This window comes from Mycolicibacterium llatzerense (assembly GCF_000878195.1).
Taxonomy (GTDB): Bacteria; Actinomycetota; Actinomycetes; order Mycobacteriales; family Mycobacteriaceae; genus Mycobacterium; species Mycobacterium llatzerense.
Genome location: NZ_JXST01000008.1, coordinates 101,714 through 123,835 on the forward strand (window position 1 = coordinate 101,714; position 22,122 = coordinate 123,835).

Annotated in this window: 20 protein-coding genes; 9 read left to right on the forward strand and 11 right to left on the reverse strand. The window is 67.8% G+C overall.

Annotation, left to right across the window (positions count from 1 at the left end; all coding sequences use genetic code 11):
• Positions 1-40 precede the first annotated feature (40 nt).
• Positions 41-532, forward strand: a complete 492-nt coding sequence (locus TL10_RS07830) for a MarR family transcriptional regulator (RefSeq protein WP_043985199.1) — start codon at positions 41-43, stop codon at positions 530-532.
• A 1-nt stretch (position 533) separates the two neighbouring features.
• On the opposite strand, the gene TL10_RS07835 is transcribed toward TL10_RS07830, so the two are convergent.
• From TL10_RS07835 to hemW, 4 genes are all read right to left on the reverse strand, one after another.
• Positions 534-1,886 carry a salicylate synthase gene (locus TL10_RS07835; protein WP_192830200.1) on the reverse strand — a complete coding sequence of 451 codons (1,353 nt, stop codon included), beginning with the start codon at positions 1,884-1,886 and terminating at the stop codon, positions 534-536.
• A 42-nt stretch (positions 1,887-1,928) separates the two neighbouring features.
• The gene (locus TL10_RS07840) at positions 1,929-3,683 is read right to left on the reverse strand and encodes an ABC transporter ATP-binding protein (protein WP_043985201.1); all 1,755 of its coding nucleotides are present in this window, start codon (positions 3,681-3,683) and stop codon (positions 1,929-1,931) included.
• A 2-nt stretch (positions 3,684-3,685) separates the two neighbouring features.
• The gene (locus TL10_RS07845) at positions 3,686-5,488 is read right to left on the reverse strand and encodes an ABC transporter ATP-binding protein (RefSeq protein WP_043985202.1); all 1,803 of its coding nucleotides are present in this window, start codon (positions 5,486-5,488) and stop codon (positions 3,686-3,688) included.
• Positions 5,489-5,589: 101 nt separating this feature from the next.
• A complete protein-coding gene (hemW, locus tag TL10_RS07850) occupies positions 5,590-6,732 on the reverse strand; it encodes a radical SAM family heme chaperone HemW (protein ID WP_043985203.1) in 1,143 nt (380 codons plus the stop codon).
• Between the two features lie 72 nt (positions 6,733-6,804).
• Between hemW and TL10_RS32075 the strand changes: the two genes are divergently transcribed.
• From TL10_RS32075 to epsC, 7 genes are all read left to right on the forward strand, one after another.
• Positions 6,805-6,927: an Ms4527A family Cys-rich leader peptide gene (locus tag TL10_RS32075; protein WP_377042186.1), complete on the forward strand. Its 123-nt coding sequence runs from the start codon at positions 6,805-6,807 to the stop codon at positions 6,925-6,927.
• Between the two features lie 123 nt (positions 6,928-7,050).
• A complete protein-coding gene (locus TL10_RS07855) occupies positions 7,051-8,715 on the forward strand; it encodes a nitrite/sulfite reductase (RefSeq protein ID WP_082067887.1) in 1,665 nt (554 codons plus the stop codon).
• Positions 8,716-8,723: 8 nt separating this feature from the next.
• Positions 8,724-9,425 carry a phosphoadenylyl-sulfate reductase gene (locus TL10_RS07860; protein WP_043985246.1) on the forward strand — a complete coding sequence of 234 codons (702 nt, stop codon included), beginning with the start codon at positions 8,724-8,726 and terminating at the stop codon, positions 9,423-9,425.
• Between the two features lie 8 nt (positions 9,426-9,433).
• Entirely contained in the window at positions 9,434-10,135 is a 702-nt protein-coding gene (locus tag TL10_RS07865) for a sirohydrochlorin chelatase (RefSeq protein ID WP_043394165.1), read from the forward strand.
• 301 nt (positions 10,136-10,436) lie between these two features.
• Positions 10,437-12,353, forward strand: coding sequence for a potassium transporter Kup (locus tag TL10_RS07870; RefSeq protein WP_043985204.1), 1,917 nt, complete (start codon positions 10,437-10,439; stop codon positions 12,351-12,353).
• Positions 12,354-12,573: 220 nt separating this feature from the next.
• Complete coding sequence (gene cysK, locus TL10_RS07875; protein ID WP_043394169.1) at positions 12,574-13,509, forward strand: cysteine synthase A; 936 nt, start codon at positions 12,574-12,576, stop codon at positions 13,507-13,509.
• Between the two features lie 34 nt (positions 13,510-13,543).
• Entirely contained in the window at positions 13,544-14,128 is a 585-nt protein-coding gene (epsC, locus tag TL10_RS07880) for a serine O-acetyltransferase EpsC (protein ID WP_043394171.1), read from the forward strand.
• A 117-nt stretch (positions 14,129-14,245) separates the two neighbouring features.
• Here the strand turns inward: epsC and TL10_RS07885 are convergent, their stop codons facing one another.
• The 6 genes from TL10_RS07885 to TL10_RS07905 all read right to left on the reverse strand — a co-directional run bounded on the left by TL10_RS07885 (position 14,246) and on the right by TL10_RS07905 (position 18,590).
• Positions 14,246-15,307, reverse strand: a complete 1,062-nt coding sequence (locus TL10_RS07885; RefSeq protein WP_043394173.1) for a sulfate/molybdate ABC transporter ATP-binding protein — start codon at positions 15,305-15,307, stop codon at positions 14,246-14,248.
• A gap of 22 nt (positions 15,308-15,329) precedes the next feature.
• Positions 15,330-16,142, reverse strand: coding sequence for a sulfate ABC transporter permease subunit CysW (gene cysW / locus TL10_RS07890; protein ID WP_043394175.1), 813 nt, complete (start codon positions 16,140-16,142; stop codon positions 15,330-15,332).
• Positions 16,139-17,023, reverse strand: a complete 885-nt coding sequence (cysT, locus tag TL10_RS07895) for a sulfate ABC transporter permease subunit CysT (RefSeq protein ID WP_043394177.1) — start codon at positions 17,021-17,023, stop codon at positions 16,139-16,141. The genes cysW and cysT overlap by 4 nt, the downstream gene beginning before the upstream one ends.
• Positions 17,020-18,060: a sulfate ABC transporter substrate-binding protein gene (locus TL10_RS07900; RefSeq protein ID WP_043394179.1), complete on the reverse strand. Its 1,041-nt coding sequence runs from the start codon at positions 18,058-18,060 to the stop codon at positions 17,020-17,022. Before TL10_RS07900 ends, cysT begins: the two co-directional genes overlap by 4 nt.
• Before the next feature lie 121 nt (positions 18,061-18,181).
• Positions 18,182-18,484, reverse strand: a complete 303-nt coding sequence (locus TL10_RS32080) for an Ms4533A family Cys-rich leader peptide (RefSeq protein ID WP_390892718.1) — start codon at positions 18,482-18,484, stop codon at positions 18,182-18,184.
• A complete protein-coding gene (locus TL10_RS07905; RefSeq protein WP_043394180.1) occupies positions 18,396-18,590 on the reverse strand; it encodes a hypothetical protein in 195 nt (64 codons plus the stop codon). The genes TL10_RS32080 and TL10_RS07905 overlap by 89 nt, the downstream gene beginning before the upstream one ends.
• Before the next feature lie 111 nt (positions 18,591-18,701).
• Between TL10_RS07905 and TL10_RS07910 the strand changes: the two genes are divergently transcribed.
• Positions 18,702-20,738: a glycoside hydrolase family 15 protein gene (locus TL10_RS07910; RefSeq protein WP_192830199.1), complete on the forward strand. Its 2,037-nt coding sequence runs from the start codon at positions 18,702-18,704 to the stop codon at positions 20,736-20,738.
• Positions 20,739-20,797: 59 nt separating this feature from the next.
• On the opposite strand, the gene TL10_RS07915 is transcribed toward TL10_RS07910, so the two are convergent.
• Positions 20,798-22,036: a thioester domain-containing protein gene (locus TL10_RS07915; RefSeq protein ID WP_043985205.1), complete on the reverse strand. Its 1,239-nt coding sequence runs from the start codon at positions 22,034-22,036 to the stop codon at positions 20,798-20,800.
• Positions 22,037-22,122 lie beyond the last annotated feature (86 nt).

The following is a 22,122-nucleotide window of genomic DNA, read 5'->3' on the forward strand; positions in this document are numbered from 1 at the left end:
AGCGCTGGTAAATTCGCAGTACACGTCAGCAGGAGGAGCCGTGGCGAGCGCACGACCGAGAACCACCGCCGAGCCGTCGGTCGACGCGATCGCCGATGCTCTCGTCACCGCATCGCGGCTGCTCCTGGACATCACGGCACGCTCGGTCGCGGGCGTCGACGACACGTTGACCGTCCCCCAGCTGCGGGTTCTGGTGATCCTGTCGTCGCACGGCGCGAGCAACCTGACCACGCTGGCCAGTCAACTCGACGTCCAACCGTCGACCATCGGCCGGATGGCCGAGCGCCTCGTCACCGCCGGCCTGATCGACCGGCGCACACACCCGAACTCCCGCCGCGAGATCGTCGTCGAGCTGACCAGACGAGGACACGCCGTCGTGGACACCGTGACCAAGCGCCGCCGCGCCGAGATCGCCCGGGTCGTCGAGACCATGCCGGCCCGCGAGCGACTTGGCATGGTCCGCGCATTGCACGCATTCACCGACGCCGGCGGCGAACCGCCCGCCGACGCCCCGGCCGGCCTGGACTTCTAGCTCAGCTGCGGGGCACCAGGTACGGCGCGAGCGTCGTCAGCTTCTCGCAGGTCTCCTCGAACTCGCGTTCCGGAGTCGACTCGGCGATGATGCCGGCGCCCGCCCGCAGCCAGGTCTGGCCGTCGGCCTCGTAGGCCGAGCGCAGCGTCAGCGCCGCGTCCATGCCGCCGTCGGCACTGAACATCACCACTGCGCCGGAATACAACCCACGCGGCGACTCGTCGAGCCGCATGATGGCGTCGACGCTCTCGGCCTTGGGGATTCCGGAGGCCGTCACCGCCGGGAAGAGTGCCTCCAGCGCGTGCATCCGGTTCATCTGCTCCGACAGCTGGCCCGACACGGTCGAGCCCAGGTGCTGCACGCTGCCGCGCTCGCGCACGGTCATGAAGTCGCTGACGACGGTGGTGCCGGGCTCGGCCACCTCGGTGATCTCCTCTTGGGAGCTGCGCACCGAGATCGCGTGCTCGACAATCTCTTTCGAGTTCGATTCCAGATCCGCACGTGCCGCACGGTCTTGGTCGGCGCCGCGGCCGAAGGCCCGCGTGCCGGCCAGCGGTTCGGTGATCACGGTCCCGTCGGCGCGCACCGCGGCCACCAGCTCCGGGCTGAAGCCCAGGGCGCGAATCCCGCCCAGCCGCAACAGGAATGACCGCACCGGGGTGTTGTTCGCCCGGCCCACGCGGTACGTCGCCGGGAAGTCGACCGCGAAGGGGACCTCGAACCGGCGCGACAGGATCACCTTCTGGTAGTCGCCGGCAACGATCTCGGCGACGGCCGCGGCAACCCGCGACGGGTAGTCGCTGCCATCGACGCTCACATCGACGGCGCGGGTGACGCCGGCTGCCGGAATCCCCGACTGCAGCAGACGATTCAGCGTGCCGGCCACGACGTCGACGTCGCCCAGCACGTACACCTCACCGCCGGTGACGACCACCTGAGTCCGTGCGCTGAAGACCCGCGCCAGCGGGGTCCCCGCCGGCAGGCTCTGCTGCAGCCCGAACCGGTAGGCGCCGAATTCGAAAGCGACCCAACCGAACAGCCGGTTGGTCTCCAGGAGTAGCCGATCGACGGCGTCGCCGAGTACCTCTCCGGGTCGGCCGCTCCACGCCTGGCGGGCGACTGCGCCGCCGGCGTCGACGATCCGCAATTCGTCACAGTCGAGTTCGATGGCGGTGCGCACTCCGATGGCCAGCACCCACTCACCCGAATGCTCGTAGGCGACGTAGTCGGCGCCGGAGCGCTCCGGCAGTTCGGCTGCCAGTTGCGCGATCAGATCGGCCGGGGAGACATCGGCGGGCAAAGCAATCCGCGTCACAGACGCCGCGTCTATAGCTTCAGCAGTCACAAAGTTAATTTAGCCTAACCTCACCAAAAAGACACCGCCTACCCCTGTGATTCACGCCCCAGCATCAGCCTTGGCCGCCGCTTTCGCGACGGTCCAGCCACTGGCCGACGTCCGCTGCGCCCAGAAATCGGCGTAGCGGCCACCGCGCGCCATGAGCTGCTCATGGGTGCCGCTGTCGTCCACCGTGCCGCGACCGGACAGCACGACGATGTTGTCGGCGGCAGTGACCGTGGACAGTTTGTGCGCGATCACGATGACGGTGCTGCGGTCCGCCAATTCGCGGATGGACGCGGCGACATGGCGTTCGTTCTCGGGGTCCAGTGCGCTGGTGGCCTCGTCGAACAGCACCACCGGGGCGTTTTTCAGCAAAGCGCGCGCGATCGAAACCCGCTGCCGCTCACCGCCGGACAGTGCCGAACCGCCCTCACCCACCCGCGTTTGCCAACCGGCCGGCAGGCGGTCCACGACAGACTGCAGTCCGGCGATGCGGGCCGCTTCCCGGATGTCGTCGTCTGATGCGGTCGGCGCACCGATCCGCACGTTCTCCCACAGGGTGTCGTCGAACAGGTACACGTCCTGGAACACCAGGGACAGCTGGCCCATCAGCTCCGCGGTGCCCTGATCGCGGACGTCGACGCCACCGACCCGGACCACGCCGGCGTCCACGTCGTAGAACCGCGCCAGCAGCCGGGTGATGGTCGTCTTGCCCGAGCCCGACGGACCCACCAGCGCCGTCATGGTGCCGGGCGCCGCGACGAAGCTGACATCCTCGAGCACCCGGCGCCCCGGATAGCTGAATCCGACGTGGTCCAGCTGAACCCGACCGCGCTCTGAAACTGGTTGCGGGGCAGCCGATTCCGGCAGCGCCGGGGTATCCAGCACCGATGTGATGCGGTCCAGTTCGGCACCGGCCATCCGCATGGCGGAGCCGTATTCGGCCAGTTCTGACAGCGGAGAGGTGAACCGCGCCGCCAGACCGAGGATCGCCACCAGCGTCACCGGATTGATCTCGCCGCCGACCGCCAGCCAGACGCCCACCGTGATCAGCCCGCCCAGCACCGCCTGCACGCCGACGCCGCTCAGCATCATGCCCGCCACCGACGCCCACAGGGCCCGCTTGCCGACCTGCTCTTGCTCGGCCAGGGCTGTCGTCAGCGGATCGAACTCGGCCCCGGTCCGCCCGAACGCGCGCAACACCGGCTGGCAGCGCGCGAATTCGATGACGCGGGAGTTCACCTCGATCTCGGCAGCGTGGGTGCGCGCTTCGGCCGACGCGATCAACGTGGCCGAGGCCCGGGTGGCCAGGATCAGGACCACCCCACCGGCCAATGCGGCGATGCCGATCCGCCAGTCGAAGACGAACAGGCCCACCACCACGGTCAGCGCACTGGTGGTGTTGACCACCAACGGCGTGACCAGGTGCGCACTACTCGTACCGACGAAAGTCGTGCCCTTGACCGCGATCTGGGATACCTGGCCGACCCGTTCCCGGGTGAACCAGCCCAGCGGCAGGGTGACCATGTGGTCGCCGAGGCGGTGGTGCAGCAGCCGCATGGTGGTCAACGCCATCCGCATCGACTGCGCCGCCTGCACGTAGTGCGCGACAGCACTGAGCAGCACGACCACCGCCAGGACGACCAACCAGCGGCCCGCGGCACCGAAGTCGCCGCCGAACAGCGCGAGCGAGATCGGCACCAGCAGCGTCATCGAAAGACCGTGCAGCAGCCCGTAACCGACGGCCCAGGCCAGGAAGCTGTACATCCGGCCGCGCTCGGCGCCCAGAATCCGCAGGAACCCACTGATCATCGTCATCGCGATGCCTCCAACTCGCCGGACGCCGTGTAGGTCTGCCACATGCGCGCGAAAACACCTTCCTGAGACAGCAATTCGTCGTGCCGGCCCTGTTCGACGATCCGCCCGTCCCCCAGGACGACGATGTTGTCGGCACCGACGATCGACCCCAACCGGTGTGCGATCACCAGCACCGTGCGCCCTTCGATCAGGGTCGACAGTGCCGCCTGGATCTGCGCCTCCGAGTCGGGGTCCGCGAAGGCCGTGGCCTCGTCGAGCACCAGGATCGGGGTGTCGGCGAGCAATGCGCGGGCGATGCTGATGCGCTGCGCCTCACCGCCGGAGAAGTGCGCGTCCTCCCCGACCACCGAGTCATATCCGTTGGGCAGGGCCATGATCCGGTCGTGAATGTGCGCGGCACGCGCGGCCTGCCGCACTTCCTCGTCGTCGGCGCCGGAGCGGCCCAGCCGGATGTTGTCGGCCACGCTCATGCCGAGCAGTTGCACGTCCTGCAGGACGAATCCGACGTTCCGGTACAGCACCGCGGGGTCGATCTGGCGGACGTCGACGCCGCCGACGCGCACCGCACCGGCGGTGGCGTCGTGGAAGCGCGGGACGAGCGTCGCGAGCGTGGACTTGCCGCTGCCGGACGGGCCGACCAGCGCCGTGATGCTGCCGGCAGGCAGGTCCAGCGAAATGTCGTGGAGCACAGTGTTGGTGCCGTCGTACGAGAAGTCGACGCCGGAGAAGCTGACCGAATTGTCCTGCGGCACTTGCGGGTCCTGGGCGACCGGCAATTCGGGGGCAGTCAGCAGCGCCATCAGCCGGCCGGCCGCTGCCACCGCCTGGCGGCTCGCGGCGGCGGAGTATCCGACGGCCAGCACCGCGGTCGGGATGGTGACCGCGACCAGCGTGGAGCCCAGCACCTCGATGGGCGTCACCCAACCGTTGCGGATGAACCACAGGCCGCCGGCCAGGTTCACCAGCAGCACCACCGGCGCCTCGACGAACACCGACGACACCGCGCGCAGGCGCACCATGGGCCCGACGAAACCAGCGAAGCCGTCGTTGAACTCGTCGGCGGCGTCGGCAAATCGCTTGTGCGCCTTGCCGGTTTCGCCGAAGGTCTTGACGACGGAGACGCCGGCGATGAACTCGACGATGGTCGCGCTGATCTGCGCGATGCCCTCGTTCATCTGCCCCATCCGGGCCATCGCGCCGCGCATCAGGACGCCGTAGACCACGAGGTAAATCGGGATGGTGCCGATGGCCAGCAGCCCCAGCCGCCAGTCCAGGTACGAGCAGTACGCCAGGCCGAACACCGGCGTGGCCAGCGCGCCCGTCTTCTCGACCGCGGCGTGGGCCACCAGGTGGTGCAGTTCGCCGACATCGTGCTGCACCGCTTTGCGCACCTCGCCGGAGGACGTCGCGCCGAACCAGCCCAGCGGCAGCCGTCCGAGCGTGGTCACCAATCGACGACGAAGCTCGCCCTGCAACTGGACATCGGCGTGATGCGTGAGGGTCAGCGCCAGACCGCCGGCCAGCGTGCGCACCGCCAGGCCGCCACCGATCAGAACCGCGACGATGGTCCACACCCGGGCCGCGTCGATCGGGCCACCGGCCAGCAGATACCGGCCCAACTCGACGATGCCGATGAACGGCACCACCGTGGCCGCCGCGGCGATCAGCTGCAGCAACTGCGCCAGCGCGGTGCGGCCGCGCACCGGGGCCAGCAGTTCTTTCAGCGCCACGCGGTCCTGCGCGGCCGCGAGCTTGGCCTGTTTGAGCTGCTCACGCGGCGACGGTTCTGCGTTGGTCATACGAATACCCACTCCACCCAAAGACTAAGGTTTGCCTAACCATAGCGACTGGCTGCGGGGTGCGAGTACCCGCCTGCTCGTTCAGTTCAGTCCAGTTCAGTTCAGTCCAGGACGGTGCGCACCACGGCGTCGGCCAACAACCGGCCCGGGTCGGTCAGCACCAGACGATCGTCGGTGACCGCCACCAGACCGTCGGCCACCGCCTCCTGTGCCCGGTCCCGCTCCGCGGGCGTGAGCACGGCAACCGGCAAACCGGAGCGCAGCCGCAACCGCAACATGACGTCCTCGACGTGCCGGGTGGCGTCGTCCAATTCCTCGAAGTCCGCGATCGGCAGCCTGCCCTCGGCCAGCGCCTCGGCATAAGCGTTGGGGTGCTTGACATTCCACCACCGACGGGCCCCCACATACCCGTGCGCGCCGGGTCCGGCACCCCACCACTGGCCGCCGTCCCAGTAACCCAGATTGTGCCGGCACTCGCCGCCCGGGCGGCTCCAGTTCGACACCTCATACCAGTCCAGCCCGGCCCGGCTCAGGTGTGCGTCGAGCAGCTCGTAGCGGGCCGCCAGCACGTCGTCGTCGGGCGCGGGGAGCTCGCCGCGCCGGACCCGTCGGGCCAGGGCGGTGCCGTCCTCCACGATCAGCGCGTACGCCGACACATGGTCGACGCCGACCTCGATCGCGGCGTCCGCGGATCGGCGCAGGTCGTCGTCGGACTCCCCCGGCGTGCCGTAGATGAGATCGAGGTTGACGTGCTCGAACCCGGCCGCCAGCGCCTCCCGCGCCGCTGCGGGCGCCCGTCCGGCCGAGTGGGTCCGATCGAGTGCCGCCAAGACGTGCGGCGCCGTCGACTGCATACCCAGGGACACCCGGGTGTAGCCCGCGTCGAGGAGCTCGGTGAAGAACTCGGGTGACGTCGACTCCGGATTGGACTCGGTGGTCACCTCGGCGCCGGGATTCAGGCGGAAATTGTCGCGGACCGCGTCGAGCACCGCCCGCAGCCCGGAGCCGCCGAGCAGGGACGGGGTACCGCCGCCGACGAACACCGTGTCGACCGGCAGATCAACCTGGGCGCCGGCCATCGACAGCTCGGTGCGCACCGCGGCGAGCCAGCCCTCGGGGTTGGCTCCGCCCAGCTCACCGGCGGTATAGGTGTTGAAGTCGCAGTATCCGCACCGGGTCGAGCAGAACGGCACGTGGATATAGATGCCGAACGGCCCGGTGTCGCTGGTATGGGCGTCGGTCATGGCAACCAGTGTCCCATCGCAGGTGGCGAACTTTTGCTCGCGATGATTCCGAACCTGGCCCGGTTAGGCCGAATGTCCTGTTCGTGGCAGAATGACGGGGTGTCCGCCAGCCTCAACCGCGCCCTCGGTTCCGCATTGGTAATGCGGCGGCATGTCGACTTCAAGCGTGTATGCAGCTGTTGCTGTCTGCCTTGACGCCTGCCTTGATGCCCTAGTTCTGACCACAGAATCTTTCAGCCGGCACAGGATCGGCAGTGTCGGACAGCCCCCGGCGAACGCGTGATCCAACGCCTGCTCTTGCGCGAAGGAAACCACCCAGTGACAACAGCAAAACCTGCCAAGACCCGCGACGAAGGCCAGTGGGCGCTGGGCAATCGCGAGCCGCTGAACCCCAACGAGGTGTTCAAGCTGGAAGACGACGCCCTCAATGTGCGGCAGCGCATCATCGACGTCCACTCCAAGCAGGGCTTCGAGTCGATCAGCAAGGACGATCTCCGCGGCCGCTACCGCTGGATGGGTCTGTACACCCAGCGTGAGCAGGGTTACGACGGCACCTTCACCGGCGACGACAACGCCGACATGCTGGAGGCCCCCTACTTCATGATGCGGGTGCGCTGCGATGGCGGCGCCCTGACCAGCGCCGCGCTGCGGACCATCGGTGAGATCTCGACCGAGTTCGCCCGTGACAGCGCCGACATCACCGACCGCGAGAACATCCAGTACCACTGGATCCGGGTCGAGGATGTGCCGGAGATCTGGCGTCGTCTCGAATCGGTCGGCCTGCAGACCACCGAGGCGTGCGGCGACTGCCCGCGCGTGGTGCTCGGTGGCCCGCTGTCCGGTGAGTCCCTCACCGAGGTGCTCGACCCGAGCTGGGCCGTCGACGAGATCGTGCGCCGCTACGTCGGCAACCCGGAGTTCTCGAACCTGCCGCGTAAGTACAAGACCGCCATCTCGGGTCTGCAGGACGTCGCCCACGAGATCAACGACATCGCGTTCATCGGCGTCAACCACCCCGAGCACGGCCCCGGTCTGGACGTCTGGGTCGGCGGTGGCCTGTCCACCAACCCGATGCTGGCCCAGCGCCTCGGCGCGTGGGTGCCGCTGGCCGAGGTGCCCGACGTCTGGGAAGGCATCACCAAGGTCTTCCGCGACTACGGCTACCGCCGCCTGCGGTCGAAGGCTCGGCTGAAGTTCCTGGTCAAGGACTGGGGCGTAGAGAAGTTCCGGGAAGTTCTCGAGACCGAATACCTCGGCCGCAAGCTCATCGACGGCCCGGCGCCGGAGCAGGTCCCGCACACCATCGATCACGTCGGCGTGCAGAAGCTCAAGAACGGCCTGAACGCCGTCGGTGTCGCGGCCATCGCCGGCCGCTCCTCGGGGACCATCCTGACCAAGGTCGCCGACTTGGCCGCGGCCGCCGGTTCCGACCGGATTCGCCTGACCCCGTACCAGAAGCTGGTCATCCTCGATGTCGCGGACGACAAGGTCGAGGAACTGGTGGCCGGGCTGGAGGCGCTGGGTCTGCAGGCGCGGCCGTCGCACTGGCGCAAGAACCTGATGGCCTGCAGCGGCATCGAGTACTGCAAGCTGTCGTTCGCCGAGACCCGGGTGCGGGCCCAGTCGCTGGTGCCCGAGCTCGAGCAGCGGCTCGTCGACCTCAACGCCCAGCTGGACGTGCCGGTCACCATCAACCTCAATGGCTGCCCGAACTCGTGCGCCCGCATCCAGATCGCGGACATCGGCTTCAAGGGCCAGATGATCGACGAGGGCAACGGCCCCGAGGAGGGTTTCCAGGTGCACCTGGGCGGCAGCCTGGGCCTGGACAGCGGTTTCGGACGCAAGCTGCGCCAGCACAAGGTGCTGGCCACCGAGCTGGGCGACTACATCGACCGTGTCGTGCGCAACTTCGTGAAACAACGCGAGGCCGGAGAGCGTTTTGCCCAGTGGGCCATTCGGGCCGACGAAGCTGACTTGAGGTGACCGCTGACATGACGGACGTATCGGAAACCGACTTGAGGGAACTGGCGGAGCGCGGGGCCGCGGAACTGGCCGACGCCAGTGCCGAGGAACTGCTGCGCTGGGTCGAGGAGAATTTCTCCGGCCACTACGTCGTCGCCTCCAACATGCAGGACGCCGTACTGGTCGAGATGGCCGCGAAGGTCCATCCCGGCGTCGACGTCCTGTTCCTGGACACCGGCTACCACTTCGCCGAGACCATCGGCACCCGTGACGCGGTCGAGGCCGTCTACGGCGTGAACGTCGTGAACGTGACCCCCGAGCAGACGGTCGCCGAGCAGGACCAGCTGGTGGGCAAGGACCTGTTCGCCAGCGACGCCGCCCGCTGCTGCAGCCTGCGTAAGGTGCAGCCGCTGTCCAAGGCCCTCAAGGGCTACACGGCGTGGGTGACGGGCATCCGCCGGGTCGAGGCGCCGACGCGCGCCAACGCGCCGCTGATCAGTTTCGACGAGGCGTTCGGTCTGGTGAAGATCAACCCGATCGCCGCGTGGAGCGACGAGCAGATGCAGGAATACATCGAAGCCAACGGCATCCTGGTGAATCCGCTTGTGGACGAAGGCTATCCGTCCATCGGCTGCGCACCGTGCACCCAGAAGCCGGTCGAGGGTGCTGATCCTCGCAGCGGTCGCTGGGCCGGTCTGGCCAAGACCGAATGCGGTCTGCACGCATCCTGAGGCGGCCCGTGCAACTGATCCTCACCGCGCACGGCAGTGCCGATCCGCGGTCCGCGGCGAACGCCCGCGAGGTGGCCCGTACAGTGGCCGCCTTGCGGCGCGACGTCGACGTCAAAGTGGCGTTCTGCGAACAGAATTCGCCGAATCTGCGGGAGGCACTGGCCGACTCCCCCGCCGGCGGTGTCGTGGTGCCGCTGCTGTTGGCCGACGCGTACCACGCCCGCATCGACATTCCCGAGATGATCGCCGGCGCCAATCCGGCGGTCCTGCAGGCCGGCGTACTCGGCGAGGACGACCGGCTGATTCACGTGCTGAGCCAACGACTCACCCACTGCGGGGTGTCCCGGCTGGACTCCAGCGTCGGTGTCCTGGTGACGGCCGTCGGGTCGTCGTCGGCCGCCGCCAATGCACGTACCGCCGCGGTGGCCACCGGCCTGGTTGCGGGCACCCACTGGCAGGCCACGACGGCGTTCGCCACCGGCCCGCAGGCCAACCTGGCCGAGGCCACCGAGCTGATGCTGGCCCAGGGTGCGACGCGTCTGGTCATCGCGCCCTGGTTCCTGGCCCACGGCACCATCACCGACCGGGTCGCCGAATTCGCCGCAGCGCACCGGATTCCGATGGCGCAGCCGCTGGGCTCGCACCGGCTCGTCGCCGAAACCGTGCTGGACCGGTTCGACGACGTCGCGGCCGCTCGCCGCGCCGCGTAACCCAAGGCATCTGGATCCCGGCAAGACCAGGACTGTCTGCGTATGGATTGCGTATAGATCGTGGCACCGGATCGATGACGCCCGTTGACTCGGCCTCATGCGAATATCTGGGACCGCTGATGTCTGACCTGCTGCAACTGCTGTCGATGCTGGCGCTGCCGGCATCGGTCCTGCTGCTGTGCCGACGCGCCAACCGCCGCAACCCGCAGGCGCCCGCGATTCGAACCTGAGCACGCACCCCGCCGCCGTCGCCTACGATCCGGACCGTCGAGCAACGATCCGGACGAAGGAGACACCACGCGTGGGTACACACCCCGACACCAGTCGGAAAGGGTTGGGCGCCGGCCTGGCCGTCAGCGCGCTGGGCGTCGTCTTCGGTGACATCGGCACGAGCCCGATCTACACGATGCAGACGGTGTTCGACCCGGGCGACCCGCATCCCGTGCCGATCAGTCGAGACCACATCTACGGCGTGGTCTCGGTGATCTTCTGGTCGGTGATGCTGATCGTCACCATCACCTACGTCAGCCTGGTGATGCGCGCCAACAACGACGGCGAGGGCGGCGTCATGGCGCTGATCACCCTGGTGAAGCGGTCGTCGGACAAGCTCGGCAAGCGCACCGCGGGCATTCTGGCCAGCCTTGGAATCCTCGGCGCCGCACTGTTTTTCGGTGACTCGATGATCACCCCGGCGATCTCGGTCTTATCCGCCGTCGAGGGCGCGAAAACCATCGACCCCGGTCTCGCCGACTGGGTCGTGCCCATCACCGCCGTCATCATCGCCGTGTTGTTCAGCGTGCAGCGGCACGGCACCGCGGCCGTCGGCCGGCTTTTCGGCCCCGTGATGATCCTGTGGTTCGGCGCGATCGGCGCCTGCGGCGTCATGGGCATCAGCAGAGAGCCCGAAATCCTGCGCGCGCTGAACCCGATGTACGCACTTGGCTTCATGGCCGGGCACTTCCACATCGCGTTCTTCGCCCTCGCCGCCATCGTGCTGTCTGTGACCGGCGCCGAGGCCCTCTATGCCGACATGGGCCATTTCGGCCGTAAGCCGATCACGCTGGCCTGGCTGCTGCTGGTGTTTCCGGCCTGCACGCTGAGCTACTTCGGTCAGGGCGCGCTGCTGCTGCAGAATCCGTCGGTCCACGACGCCCCGTTCTTCCTGCTGACGCCCGACTGGGGCCGGCTGCCGATGGTGCTGCTGGCGACGGCAGCCACCGTGATCGCATCGCAGGCGGTGATCACGGGAGCCTTCTCCGTCGCCGCCCAGGCCGCGCACCTCGGATACCTGCCGCGGCTGCGGATCCTGCATACGTCGGCGTCGACCATGGGCCAGATCTACGTGCCCTGGATCAACACCATTCTGATGGTCGCGGTGCTGACCCTGGTGTTCGCCTTCCGCAGCTCGGCAGCGCTGGCCTACGCGTTCGGTATGGCCGTCACGGGGACCATCACCATCACCACCATCTTGTTTCTGGCGGTCGCCCGTGCCCGATGGAACTGGCCGCTGTGGCAGGTGATCGGCCTCGGCGCCACCCTCCTCACCGTGGATCTGCTGTTCCTGGCCGCGAACATGACGAAGCTGGTGCACGGCGCCTGGCTGCCGCTGCTGATCGGCCTGGCGACGTTCACCGTGATGACGACCTGGCAGGCGGGACGCAAGGTGGTTACCCGCGCCCGCGATCAGGTCGAAGGGCCGCTGCGCCCGTTCGTCGACGAGATCGTCTCCAGCGAGCCGCCGCTGACCCGGGTCCCGGGCACTGCGGTGTTCCTCAACCGCGGCGTCGAGACCGCGCCGCTGGCCATGCGCGCCAACGTCAAGTACAACCGGATGCTGCACGAGCACGTCGTGGTGCTGTCTCTGACGACGACGACGGTGCCGCGCATCGCCGACGCCGACCGATTGTCGGTCGACGATCTGGGCTACAGCGACGACGGCATCATCCACGTCACCGCCACCTACGGCTACATGGACCGGCCCAACGTGCCGGCCGCCCTGGCGCTCGTCGATTCTGCCCACACAGAGGGGCCGCTGGACCTCTCCGGCGCCACTTACTTCCTGTCGAAGGTCGACCTGGTGATGGGCAAGGAGCCGTCGATGGCCCCGTGGCGGACAAGGCTTTTCATCGGTACGTCGTACATCACGTCCGACGCCGCGGCCTATTTCCAGCTGCCGCCCGACCGCACTGTGATCCTGGGCTCGCGCATCGAGGTATGAAATACCCACCCGTGGGGCAGGCGTTGTCCCAAGCAGATAGATTTTGTGATGATCGAAACCCTTGACGGAGCACCTGCGATTCAGCAGATTCGGCAGGTGCACTTCGCGGCGTGACGGTCGTGCGTGGCACCACGGTGCCGCGTGGGCACCCACAATTTCACCAGCAGGTCCGCTGCGAGCCCACCCACGCGGTGAGCTTGCGTATGACGAGAGGTTGTCGATGGGCAAGATCTACGCCAATGTCACCGAATTGGTCGGGCGCACCCCACTGGTCCGGCTCAACCGGTTGACCGAGGGCGCTGATGCTCAGGTCGTCGCAAAGCTCGAGTTCTACAACCCCGCCAACAGCGTGAAGGACCGCATCGGCGTGGCGATCGTCGACGCCGCGGAGCAGTCCGGTGAGCTCAAGCCCGGTGGCACCATCGTGGAGGCCACGAGCGGCAACACCGGCATCGCCCTGGCCCTCGTCGGCGCCGCCCGCGGCTACAAGGTCATCCTGACCATGCCGGAGACCATGTCCCTCGAACGACGAGTGATGTTGCGCGCGTACGGCGCCGAGATCGTGCTGACCCCCGGCGCCGAGGGCATGGCAGGCGCCGTGGCGCGGGCCAAGCAGATTCTCGCCGAGACCCCGAACTCCGTCGCGGCCGATCAGTTCGCCAACCCGGCCAACCCCGCCATCCACGAAAAGACCACGGCCGAAGAAGTCTGGGCCGACACCGACGGTGAGGTCGACATCTTCGTCGCCGGCATCGGCACCGGTGGCACCCTCACGGGCGTCGGACACGTCCTCAAGGCCCGCAAGCCGGAGGTGAAGATCGTCGGCGTCGAACCGGTCGACTCCCCCATCCTCACCGGCGGCCAGGCCGGACCGCACAAGATTCAGGGCCTCGGCGCGAACTTCGTCCCCGAGGTGCTGGACCGCGCCGTCTACGACGAGATCATCGACGTCGCATTCCCGGACGCCATCGAGGTGGCGCGCGCGCTGGGCACCGATGAGGGCATCCTGGGCGGCATCTCGGCAGGCGCCAACGTGTGGGCGGCGCTGCAGCTGGCCAAGCGCCCCGAGAACGCCGGCAAGCTCATCGTGGTGATCGTCCCCGACTTCGGCGAGCGGTACGTCTCCACGGCGCTGTACGAGCACATCCGGGACTGACCGGGGCGAGCGAAGCGACGGGAATTAGATAGGGATGACGCTGCTCTCTCGGCTCCGCGAGGACCTGGACAACGCACGCAGCCACGACCCCGCAGGGCGCGGTGACCTTGAGAACGCCCTGGTGTACTCCGGCCTGCATGCCATCTGGTCGCACCGCCTGGCCCACCAGTTGTGGGCCAGGCCGGCCTGGCGCGGGCCTGCGCGCCTGCTGGCTCAGGCGACGCGGTTCTTCACGGGTATCGAGATTCACCCGGGCGCGACCATCGGGCGGCGGTTCTTCATCGACCACGGCATGGGCGTGGTGATCGGCGAGACCACCGAAATCGGCGACGACGTCATGCTCTACCACGGCGTCACGCTGGGCGGCCGCAGCCTCAACAAGGGCAAGCGCCACCCCACCATCGGCAACCGGGTGACCGTCGGCGCCGGCGCCAAGGTGCTCGGCCCCATCCTTGTCGGCGACGACTCGGCCATCGGCGCGAATGCCGTTGTCACACACGATGTTCCGGCGGACTCCATCGCGACCGGCATTCCGGCGATCGTGCGTCCACGCACCGAGAAGCAGCGCGAGCCCGCCGTCGACCCGACGACCTACATCGACCCCGCGATGTACATCTGACGCCCTTCGCACGGCCGAGTGGCGTTGACCCTGTAGTCAGGGTCAACGCCACTCGCACTCTTGCGCCCTGATTACAGGGTCAACGCAAAAGCACCGCGACCGTGCAAGCCCTGGGGATCACGCCCGAGCGAGGACCGCCTCGACTTCTTGCGTCTGTCCCGCGATCGGGGGGATGCGGGTAGCGCGGACGTACACGGTGTCGCCCTCGAGGAGCCGCAGCGCTTCGGCGTCGCCGCGGGTGATCTGCGCGGTGAACGGCGTGTGGTCCGCCGCGGTCGTCAGCTCGACGCGAACCTCGAAGCCGAGCACGACAACGCGGTCGACCTTGGCCCGGAGCACGCCGGTGGCCGCCACATCGCCGTCGGCCAGCGAAATGGCCATGTCGGGGTTCCGGCCCACGCGGATGTCGTGCGGACGCACCAACGTGCCGTTGAGCGTCGACACCGCACCGAGGAACGACATGACGAACGGGTTGGCCGGGCTGTCGTAGACCTCGGTCGGCGAACCGACCTGCTCGATGCGGCCCCTGTTCAGCACGGCGATCCGGTCGGCGACGTCGAGCGCCTCGGCCTGATCGTGGGTGACCAGCACGGTGGTCACGTGCACCTCGTCATGCAGACGGCGCAGCCAGGTGCGCAGGTCGTCGCGCACCTTCGCGTCGAGGGCGCCGAAGGGCTCGTCGAGCAGCAGCACCTGGGGGTCGACCGCCAGGGCCCGAGCCAACGCCATGCGCTGACGCTGACCACCGGAGAGCTGGCTCGGGTAGCGCGTCTGGAAACCGCTCAGACCCACCACCTCCAGCAGGCTGTCGACCTTCTCCTTGATTTCCGCCTTGGGCTTCTTGCGGATCTTCAAACCGAACGCGACGTTCTCGCGGACGGTGAGGTGCTTGAACGCCGCGTAGTGCTGGAAGACGAACCCGATGCCGCGCCGCTGCGGCGGCACGCCGGTGACGTCGTTGCCCTTGATGGTGATGGTGCCGGTGTCCGGGGTGTCGAGCCCGGCGATGGCCCGCAACAGCGTGGACTTGCCCGACCCACTGGGGCCGAGCAGCGCGGTGAGCGATCCCTCGGGCACGTCGAAGTCGACGTTGTCGAGGGCCGCGAAGTCGCCGTAGCGCTTGTTGGCACCGCGCACCGTGATGGCGGGAGGGCTGCCCTGCTTCTGCTCGTCACTCATGATCGGTTCTTCCTATCGAAAGCTATTGTGCCGCCCGGACACGCCGGGCGTCGAGGATTACCTGCACGATCAGCACGATCACCGCGACTGCCATCAGCAGTGTCGACATGGCGTACGCGCCGTATTCGGCGCCGCGGCTGTACCGGTCGGACACCAGCAGGGTGAGGGTCTGGGATGTGCCGGGCAGGTTGGAGGACACCATGATGACGGCGCCGTACTCCCCGAGCGTGCGGGCGACGGTCAGCACGATGCCGTACGTCAGGCCCCAGCGGATGGACGGCAGCGTGATCCGCCAGAACGTCTGCCACCACTGCGCACCGAGGGTGGAGGCCGCCTCTTCCTGGTCGGTGCCCAGCTCATGCAGCACCGGTTCGACCTCGCGGATCACGAACGGCACCGTCACGAAGATGCTCGCCAGCACGATGCCGGGGAAGCCGAAGATGATCTTGAGACCCCAGCTGTTCTCGACGAAGCCGAGCAGTCCGGCCGACCCCCACAACAGGATCAAGGCCACACCGACGACGACGGGCGACACCGCGAACGGCAGGTCGATCACGGCCTGCAGCACGCTCTTGCCGCGGAACCGGTTGCGGGCCAACACCAATGCGGTCGGCACCCCGAACAGCACGTTGAGCGGCACCACGATGGCGACGACCAGCAGCGACAGTTGCAGCGCGGAAACGGCTGCCGGCGTGGTGATCTGGGTGAAGAACTCACCCAGGCCGGGCTGGAACGTCCGCCACAGGATCAGGCCGACGGGCACAATGACGAGCACCGTGATGTAAGCCAGCGCCAGGTAGCGGGCGAGGTAGCGCACCACCGGAGAGAGTGTCATGCGGCCAGCTCCTCACGCTTGGCTGCCCGCGATCCGATGACCCGCAACACGAACAGCACCACGAACGAAATCACCAGCAGCACAATCGAGATCGCGGCCGCACCGGTGCGGTCGTCGTTCTCGATCAGGGTGCGGATCCACTGCGACGACACCTCGGTCTCACCGGGTACCGCGCCGCCGATCAGCACCACCGAGCCGAATTCGCCGATCGCGCGGGAGAAGGCCAGGCCGGCCCCCGACAGCAGCGACGGCAGCAGCGCCGGCAGGACCACCTTGGTGAAGATCACGAAGTTGTTGGCGCCGAGCGATGCGGCCGCCTCTTCGGTCTCCCGGTCCAGTTCGAGCAGCACCGGCTGCACCGACCGCACCACGAACGGCAGCGTGACGAACAGCAGCGCCACCCCGATGCCCCACTTCGTGTGCTGCAGATGCAAGTTGACCGGGCTGGCCGGACCGTAGAGCGCCAGCATCACGAGGCTGGCCACGATGGTCGGCAGCGCGAACGGCAGGTCGATGACCGCGTCCACCAACCGCTTGCCGACGAAGTCGTCCCGGGTCAGCACCCACGCCACCAACAGGCCGAAGACCAGGTTGATGAGCGCGACGGCCGCCGAGACCTCGAGCGTCACCCGAAACGATGCCACGGCCGAGTTCGACGTGACCGCGGTCCAGAAGTAACCCCAACCGCCGCGGGCCGACTGCACCAGGATCGCGGCCAGCGGCAGCAGCACGATGACGGACAGCCAGATGCTCGCCGCTCCGACCCGCAACGAAGTGGTGCCGAACGCGTTCCTCACGCCGGGACCCGGCCCGGCCGAACCACCATTGCTGGTGGACTCGGGCCGGGCCGGGACGCCGTCGAACGTGGTGGTGGGTGTCATCCAGTGGCCTGCTTGTAGATCTTGGTGATGCTGCCGTTCTCCTTGTCGAACAACGCCGGATCGACAGTCTTCCATCCACCGAGGTCAGCGATGGTCCACAACTTCTCCGGGGTCGGGAAGTCCTTCGCGAATTCTGCCGCGACGGCGGGATCGACGGGGCGGAATCCGGCCTGCGCCCACGCCTTCTGTCCCTCTGCGGTGTAGAGGAAGTTCTTCAGCGCGTTGGCCTTGTCCTGGTGGGGGCCGGAGGTCACGACCGCCACCGGGTTCTCGATCTTGAACGTCTGCGCGGGGTTGACGTGCTCGACGTCCTTGCCCTGACGCTCGACGTTGATCGCCTCGTTCTCGTAGCTGATCAGGACGTCACCGGTGCCGTGCAGGAACAGGTCGGTGGCTTCCCGGCCCGAACCCGGACGGGTCTTGACGTGCTCGACGACCAACTGCCGCACGAAGTCGATGCCGGCCTGGGCGTCCTTGCCGCCGTTGCTCTTCGCCGCGTACGGCGCCAGCAGGTTCCACTTGGCCGAACCCGAGCTCAGCGGGCTCGGGGTGACGACCTCGATGCCCGGCTTGAGCAGGTCGTCCCAGTCCTTGATGCCCTTGGGGTTGCCCTTGCGCACGACCAGCGAGACCACGGAACCGAACGGGATGCCCTTCGTGGCATCGGCGTTCCAGTCCTTGGAAACCTTGCCGGCCTTCACCAGGCGCGTGACGTCCGGTTCCACCGAGAAGTTGACGATGTCGGCGGGAGCTCCCGACTCGACCTTGCGGGACTGGTCACCGGAAGCGCCGTACGACGTCGTCACCGCGACGCCCTTGCCTTCGGGGGTGGCGGCGAAGGCCGGGATGACCTTGCTCCATCCGGGCTCCGGCACGGCGTAGGCCACCAGGGTCAGGGTGGTGTCCGTACCCGACTGTGCACCGCCACCACCGGCGACGTCACTCGCTCCGCCACCGCAGGCGGCGAGCACCGTGGTGCTGGCCACAACGGCTGCGACAGCGGTGGCCGGCCGCCAGTTCTTGATGATCTTGTGCATGTGATGGACCTTCCTTGCGGGTTTACGGATGAACTACTCCGTCACACGGCAAGGAGGTGAAATCAGCACGTGGGCATACCTAAAGCCGGCGCCGACCCCAGTAACCGCGGACGGAAACGGGTCAGCGACAACAGGCGACGTCAGCAACAGCGCGGGTACCCACGGCAATGAGCGCCAGGATGTGGCCCTCGGTAGTGCCGGACGCTGCGTACATGGCCGGAAGAATATCAGAGGTTGCCTGATAGCTACTGCTCAGCGAGTCAACAGCCACATGACAATGACCAGCACCACCAGCAGCACCAGGATCAACGTCACCCGTGACTGAGGCAGTCCGTTCACAGCGCTTCCTCCTCGACGTGGCGGGCCCGGTGCAGCAGCGTGGTCGCGTAGGCCAGGGCCACGTCGAGCAGCACTGCCAGGCCATATGCGAGCGCCAGCACCACCGGCATCACGATGATCGTCTGCAACACGAACGACAGGCCGGACAGCCACAGCTCCACGCCGTCCCACCAATTCAGAAAGCCGTTCATCGATTCCAGCCTACGGTGTGGGCCCTTTCGAATCGCGGTGGGTGGAATCTGCCGGGCCCCGTCGGGAGCGTTAGGTGGACGCCAACCGCAGATGCAGTCGATGATGTGCGAATGGTGCTGCCACACACTGACAAGTCGGGACAATCCAGCGACCCCGGCCACATCTTGGCGAACGGCCACGGGATTCCACACCTTGCCGCCGCGGGCGACGACTCGGTGACCGGCGGTGCGATCTCGACGGCGGTGCGTACACCGTTTCCGCCGATCGCTGACTACGCCTTCCTGTCCGACTGCGAGAACACCTGCCTGATCTCCTCGGCGGGGTCGGTGGAGTGGATGTGCGTGCCGCGGCCGGACTCCCCCAGCGTCTTCGGCTCGATCCTGGATCGCGGTGCCGGCCATTTCCGGCTGGCGCCCTACGGGGTGACGGTGCCGTCGGCGCGGCGGTACCTGCCGGGCTCGTTGATCCTGGAGACCACCTGGCAGACGCACACCGGCTGGGCCATCGTGCGCGACGCCCTCGTGATGGGGCCCTGGCACGACATCGAGACCCGCTCGCGCACCCACCGTCGTACGCCGATGGACTGGGACGCCGAGCACATCCTGCTGCGCACCGTCCGCTGCGTCAGCGGCACGGTCGAGTTCGTCATGAGCTGTGAGCCGTCGTTCGACTACCACCGCGAAAGCGCGGCCTGGGAGTACTCGGCCGCCGCCTACGGCGAGGCGATCGCGCGGGCCGGCAAGAACCCGGAGGCGCATCCGACGCTGCGGCTGACCACCAACCTGCGGATCGGGTTGGAAGGCCACGAGGCGCGGGCCCGGACCCGGCTGACCGAGGGCGACAAGGTGTTCGTCGCGCTGTCGTGGTCCAAGCACCCGGCGCCGCAGACCTTCGAAGAGGCCTCCGACAAGATGTGGAAGACCAGCGAGGCGTGGCGGCAGTGGATCAACGTCGGTGACTTCCCGGACCACCCGTGGCGGTCGTATCTGCAACGCAGCGCGCTGACCCTCAAGGGGCTGACCTACTCCCCGACCGGCGCCCTGCTGGCGGCCAGCACCACGTCGCTGCCGGAAACGCCTCAGGGCGAACGGAACTGGGACTACCGGTACTCGTGGATCCGCGACTCGACGTTCGCGCTGTGGGGCCTGTACACCTTGGGGCTGGACCGCGAGGCCGACGACTTCTTCTCGTTCATCGCCGACGTCTCCGGCGCCAACAACGGTGAGCGCCATCCCCTTCAGGTGATGTACGGCGTCGGCGGCGAGCGCAGCCTGGTCGAGGAGGAACTGCACCACCTGTCGGGCTACGACTACTCACGGCCGGTACGGATCGGCAACGGCGCCTACAACCAGATGCAGCACGACATCTGGGGCACCATGCTCGATTCGGTGTACCTGCACGCCAAATCCCGCGAGCAGATTCCCGAGATGCTCTGGCCGGTGCTGAAAAACCAAGTGGAAGAGGCCGTCAAGCACTGGAAGGAACCCGACCGCGGCATCTGGGAGGTGCGCGGCGAACCGCAGCACTTCACCTCCAGCAAGATCATGTGCTGGGTGGCGCTGGACCGCGGCTCGAAACTTGCTGAGCTGCAAGGGGAAAAGTCCTACGCACAGCAGTGGCGCAAGATCGCCGACGAGATCAAGGAAGACGTCCTGACCCACGGCGTGGACAAGCGCGGCGTGCTGACCCAGCGCTACGGCGACGACGCCCTGGACGCGTCTCTGCTGCTGGCGATCCTCACCCGGTTCCTGCCTGCGGACGACCCGCGGGTGCGTGCGACGGTGCTCGCCATCGCCGAGGAACTCACCGAGGAAGGTCTGGTGCTGCGCTACCGCACCGAGGAGACCGACGACGGATTGTCCGGCGAGGAAGGCACTTTCACCATCTGCTCGTTCTGGCTGGTGTCGGCGCTGGTCGAGATCGGCGAGGTGAGCCGGGCCCGGCACCTGTGCGAGAAGCTGCTGTCATTCGCCAGCCCGCTGCACCTGTACGCCGAGGAGATCGAGCCGCGCACCGGCCGGCACCTGGGCAACTTCCCGCAGGCGTTCACCCATCTGGCGTTGATCAACGCCGTCGTGCACGTGATCCGCGCCGAGGAGGAAGCCGACAGCAGCGGCGTGTTCCAGCCCGCGAACGCGCCGATGTAGCTTGCGATTTCGGCGTGATTCGTAACGCCGGCCGTTACGAATCACGCCGAAATCACGGGTCAGAAGGTGAGCTCGAAGTCGATGACGGTCGGGGTCGGCACCGCGAGTGCGACGGGCGTCAGGCTGCTGTCGTATGCCACGCCGGTGATGACCCGGCCGCCGAATCCGTTCTGTGCCGCAGGCACACTCGCGGTGACGGTCACGCGGCGAACCGCAGGCGCGGGACGCAGATAGATGTCGCTGCCGGGGACCACCGGCGTGGTGATGGGCTCCCCCGCCGCGTCGACGAGGGTGCCGCCCACAGCAGAGAGCGCGGCGGCGTCGGCGGCCTCGAACCGGAACGGGCCGACGATGTCGCCGACCACCGCGCGGTCGGAGATCAGCCGCGGCACCACCGTCAGGCTCCGGGCCGCCTCGGCACCGGCGACGAGGAAGTTGTACAGCGCGACAACGCGTTCGGCGTTGCGGTAGTTGCCGGACCCGTCAAGGGTGAAACTCACCTCTTCGATATCGACGAATGCGTCGCGGTCGGCGAGCACCTGCAGCCGGTAGAAGCGGTACCCGCGGTGCTGACGGCCCGGGCGGCTGTCCGAGGCGGTGGCCCCGACTCCGATGCCCCGGCGGTGACGCCCGTAACCGGCCGCGACGTTGAGCCCCGACGCGGCGACGTCGCGCCACGACGTGCCGTCGACCGACTTCTGCAGCACCAACGAGACCGCGGCGTCGCTGGTCAACTCGACGGTGTAGCTACCCAATTGGGGCTCGCCGTCGAACTCGAAGGTGACGGCGCCCGGCTCCTGGGTGACGGCGACGGGAACATTGAGCGGGCGGTTGTCCAACCGCAGACCGTTGGTGAAATGCCAGATCGCGGCCTGCGTCGCGGCGATGGCCTCGTGCTCGGCCAGGTGCGCGTCACCGCTCAGGTGGCCGGCAGCCCGGACCCGACGGCTCAGCTCGGCGGTGCCAAGCGTGGGGTACGAGTTGCGGATGATCCAGTCCACCTCGGCCTCGAAGGCGCGCGCTGCCACGTTAGGGACCGCCGACCAATTCGCGGGCCGGTACTGCGAGGGCCGGGTCGGGGCCACTCCGAGGAAGTCCAGCGAGTACGCGTCGATGTTCGGATTGAGCCGGATCAGGTCGGTGCGCGCGCTGGTCCCGTCGGCGAACACCACGGTGTCGACAGTCGACGAGTACGTGCCGCCGCGGTACCGGGTCATCCGGGTGATCTCGGCGTCCCGGCGCACGGTCCGGCGGACCGCCACGGAGGTGCGGGTGGATTCGAGCAGAGAGGAAGACATTGCGGTGTTGCTTTCTGGAGGCTGTGAACAGCGCGTATACGTGCTCCGCCAGAAGATGGGCGGGCAGAACGCAGAGGGCCGGCGTC